5 protein-coding genes are annotated in these 3,724 nt (G+C 68.9%); all 5 read right to left on the bottom strand.

Annotated features, from left to right (window positions below; genetic code table 11):
* Positions 1-590, bottom strand: a 590-nt coding sequence (locus MJ956_RS15685) for a class I SAM-dependent methyltransferase (RefSeq protein ID WP_253965382.1), incomplete at its 3' end; no start/stop codon positions are given.
* Positions 591-612: 22 nt separating this feature from the next.
* On the bottom strand, positions 613-1,050 hold the full coding sequence (locus tag MJ956_RS15690) for an EVE domain-containing protein (protein ID WP_253965383.1): 438 nt from the start codon (positions 1,048-1,050) through the stop codon (positions 613-615).
* 12 nt (positions 1,051-1,062) lie between these two features.
* Positions 1,063-1,353, bottom strand: coding sequence for a YciI-like protein (locus MJ956_RS15695; protein ID WP_253965384.1), 291 nt, complete (start codon positions 1,351-1,353; stop codon positions 1,063-1,065).
* 78 nt (positions 1,354-1,431) lie between these two features.
* The gene (locus tag MJ956_RS15700; protein WP_253965385.1) at positions 1,432-2,412 is read right to left on the bottom strand and encodes an NAD(P)H-dependent glycerol-3-phosphate dehydrogenase; all 981 of its coding nucleotides are present in this window, start codon (positions 2,410-2,412) and stop codon (positions 1,432-1,434) included.
* Entirely contained in the window at positions 2,409-3,497 is a 1,089-nt protein-coding gene (gene tsaD, locus MJ956_RS15705; RefSeq protein ID WP_253965386.1) for a tRNA (adenosine(37)-N6)-threonylcarbamoyltransferase complex transferase subunit TsaD, read from the bottom strand. Before tsaD ends, MJ956_RS15700 begins: the two co-directional genes overlap by 4 nt.
* Positions 3,498-3,724: the final 227 nt, after the last annotated feature.

Below are 3,724 nucleotides of genomic sequence, written 5' to 3' on the forward strand. Positions count from 1 at the left end.
GCGTAACGCGCGAGGTGTTCGACGCGATCGGCCGGCAGATAGGCGCGCCCCGGATCGCCGACGAGCACGGTCAGGCCGTCGCGGGCGAGGCGATCGAACCAGGGTGTGACCCTGGCCGCCATCGCCTCGTCGTAGAAGACGTCTCCGGCAACGAGGATGTCCGCGTCGAGCGGACCGCCGACCGGATCGCGGTCGTCGAAGGGAAGCTCGAGGCCGTTGAGCGCGGCGTTGAGCCGGACGGCGGTCCGGCAGAACGGATCGACGTCGATCGCCGTGACGCGAGCCGCGCCAGCCTTGGCGGCGGCGATGGCGACGAGGCCCGAGCCGGTGGCGAAGTCGACGACCCGGCGTCCGGCGATCTGCTTTGGATGATCGAGGAGGAAGCGGGCGAGCGCCTGCCCGCCGGCCCAGGCAAACGCCCAGAACGGCGGTGGCAGGCCGATCGCTTCGAGTTCGGCTTCGGTCTTCAGCCAGAGATCATGCGCCTCGTCGGCGAGCCGCAGCCGGACTTCCGGCACATGGGGCGGACAAGAGACGGTCGTGTTGGCGAGGATGAAGGCCTCGCATTCGCGGTTGTCGTACATCAGCATTGCGGAGCCCCGCAAACGTGGCTCAGCCCGTCATCGCGGTGTCGGGATCGAGCCCGCCCATCTCGCAGATCAGCCGGAATTCGGATGGCTCGACCGGCTGCACGGACAGCCGCGAATTGTTGACCAGCACCATATCCTTCAGCTTCGGCTCCGCCTTGACGGCATCGAGCGTCACGGGCTGCGGTAGGTCCATCAGCGCCGTGATGTCGACGCACTCCCATTTGCCATCCTTGGCGGTGGAGTCCGGATGCGCCTCGGCGATGATCTCGACGATGCCGACGACCGCCTTGCCCTCGTTGGAATGGTAAAAGAAGCCGCGGTCGCCGTTTTTCATTTCGCGCATGAAGTTGCGGGCCTGGTAGTTGCGCACCCCGTCCCATTCCTGGCCCTTGGCGCCTGCCTTTTTCTGGTGGTCGAAGGACCATTTGAACGGCTCGGATTTGAACAGCCAATAACGCATGTCCGCCTCGCCTTAAGCCGCGTCCGGATTCTTGATCGCCCAGTTCCAGGGGCGAATCGCGACATTGGCGAAAAGCCCGGCCTTGGCATAGGGGTCTTCGGCGGCGATTGTTTGCGCCTCGCCCAGACCGTCCGCCTCGATGACGACGAGGCTGCCGCAGGGCTTTTCATTCCCGTCGAGGAAGGGGCCAGCGAATTTCAGCGCGTCGCCAAGGCCGTTCAGGAATTCCAGATGCGCCGGACGGTTGTCGAGGCGCAGCTGCAGTGAGTCCGGCTTGTCGTCGCAAAGAAGGGCGTAGAGCATGGAAATTCCTGTGGTCGGCGGTTGCTAGGTTAATCAGAGGGGCGAACACGGCCAAGGGTAAGGGTCCCGGGGCGGGTTTCAATCGAATTCGCGCTTCAAGGGCCGCGCCAGCAGCGACTGCACGGCGGCGTCGACGTCGCGGTCGCCCGACAGGATCGCCGCGACGGTCGCGATGATCGGCGCGTCGATGCCGTGTTGCTTTGCCAGGCGGGCGGCGATCTCGGCGGTGAAGACGCCTTCGGCGAGCTTCAGCCCGGAGCGGTCGTCGCCTCGACCGAGGGCTAGGCCATAGGCGAAATTGCGCGATTGCGGGCTGGAGCAGGTCAGTACGAGATCGCCGAGGCCGGAGAGGCCCGTCAATGTCTCCGGGCGTCCGCCGAGCGCGGCGCCGAGGCGGCGCAGCTCGACGAAGCCGCGAGTGATGATCGCCGCCTGGGCCGAGGCGCCGAGACCGCGGCCGACCACCGCGCCGGCGGCGAGCGCCAGAACGTTCTTCAAGGCGCCGCCTGCCTCGACGCCGACGACGTCGCCGGCGGCATAGCAGCGGAAAGTCTCGGTCGATAAAAGCCGCGCGGCGCGGTCGGCGAGGGCGGGCTCGCCGGCGGCGATGGTGACGGCCGTCGGCAGGCCGCGCGCGACGTCGGCGGCGAAACTCGGTCCGGAGAGGACGGCGAGCGGTTGGCCCGGCATCGCCTCGGTGAGGATTTGCGAGGCGAAACGGCCGGTGCCGCGCTCGATCCCCTTGGCGCAGAGCACGGCCAGCGCGTCCGGCGGAACCAGGCCACCCAGTTCGGCGATCGCCACGCTTAGCGATTGGGCCGGGACGACGAACAGCACGATCTCGGCCCGGTCCATCGCCTCGGCGGGATCGCTGGTGGCAGTGAGGCCGTCGGGGAGCTCGATGCCCGGCAGATAGCGCGCGTTGCGCTGGTCGCGGTTGATGCCAGCCACGGTCTCCGCATCGCGGGCATACAGCACCGTGCGATGCCCGGCGCGGGCATAGAGGCAGCCGAGCGCCGTTCCCCAGGCGCCGCCGCCGACGATCGCGAAACGCGTCATGCCTTGGCTCCGCGCCGGCCGAAGCCGACCAGCGGCTGTGACTTTTCATCGAGCGGCCAGCGCGAGCGAACCGGGGCGTCGAGCCCGTCGAGGAACCCGGCCTCGAATCGCTCCAGGCCGGCATAGGCGATCATCGCGGCGTTGTCGGTGCACAGGGCGGGCGGCGGCGCGATCAGCCGGACGCCCGCCTTGGCGGTTTCGGCCTCCAGCGCGGCGCGTATCGTGCGATTGGCCGCCACCCCGCCCGCGACGGCGAGGACGGGATCGGCAAGCCCTGGGAAGCTTTCGCGAAACCGCGTCAGCGCCCGGCCGATGCGGTCGCCGAGACTGTCGGCGGCCGCCGCCTGGAAGCTGGCGCAGAGATCGGCAATGTCCTGGTTCGACAGGGGCGAGGCGGCCTCGGCGGCGAGCCGTACAGCCGTCTTGAGGCCCGAGAAGGAAAAGTCGAGCCGGGCTTCCCCCTTCAGCGGGCGGGGCAGGGCGAAGCGCTTCGGGTCGCCGCCTGCGGCCGCTCGCTCGACATTCGGGCCGCCGGGATGGGGAAGCCGCAACAGCTTTGCCGTCTTGTCGAAGGCCTCGCCCAGCGCATCGTCGATCGTCGTTCCCCAGCGCTCGTAGTCGCCGAGCGCCCGGACCAGGAGGATCTGGCTGTGGCCACCCGAGACCAGCAGCAGCAGATAGGGGTAGGCGAGGCGGTCGGTCAGACGGGGGGTGAGCGCGTGCCCTTCGAGGTGGTTCACGGCAATGAAGGGCAGGCTTCTGGCCGCGGCGATCGCCTTGCCGGTCATCGCGCCGACGATCAGGCCGCCGACAAGGCCGGGGCCGGCAGTGGCGGCGACTGCGGACAGATCGCCGAAATCGACGCCGGCATCCGCCATCGCCGCCCGGACGATGCCGTCGAGTGCCTCGACATGGGCGCGCGCGGCGATCTCGGGCACGACGCCGCCAAACGCCGCGTGTTCCTCGACCTGGCTGAGGACGACGTTCGAAAGGATCGCCGGCGCGCCCGACGCCTCGCGACCGACGATGGACGCGGCGGTCTCGTCGCAGCTCGTCTCGATGCCGAGGATCAGCGTGCCGGTCATAAAGTTCCTTTCGAGCGGTTCTTCTACCGCCTTCGCCGCGAGATGGAAGAGCGCCGCCGCCGGCTCGCCGCCGCCATTGATTTCGGCGGGACCGATCCCCTATGCAAGGGCACGATCATGCCGGCCGACGCCGGGGCGATGCAACGACAGGGGCATCTATGGGGACGAACGACATCATCCGCATCGGGACGCGGGGCAGCCAGCTGGCGTTGGCCCAGGCCAGCGAG

This window comes from Aurantimonas marianensis (assembly GCF_024195285.1).
In the GTDB taxonomy this organism is placed as follows: Bacteria; Pseudomonadota; Alphaproteobacteria; order Rhizobiales; family Rhizobiaceae; genus Aurantimonas; species Aurantimonas marianensis.

Bases quoted from the DNA above. Each gene is read 5' to 3' on its own strand.
- MJ956_RS15690 (WP_253965383.1), bottom strand. From the start codon at position 1,050: ATGCGTTATTGGCTGTTCAAATCCGAGCCGTTCAAATGGTCCTTCGAC.
- MJ956_RS15695 (WP_253965384.1), bottom strand. From the start codon at position 1,353: ATGCTCTACGCCCTTCTTTGCGACGACAAGCCGGACTCACTGCAGCTG.
- MJ956_RS15700 (WP_253965385.1), bottom strand. From the start codon at position 2,412: ATGACGCGTTTCGCGATCGTCGGCGGCGGCGCCTGGGGAACGGCGCTC.
- tsaD (WP_253965386.1), bottom strand. From the start codon at position 3,497: ATGACCGGCACGCTGATCCTCGGCATCGAGACGAGCTGCGACGAGACC.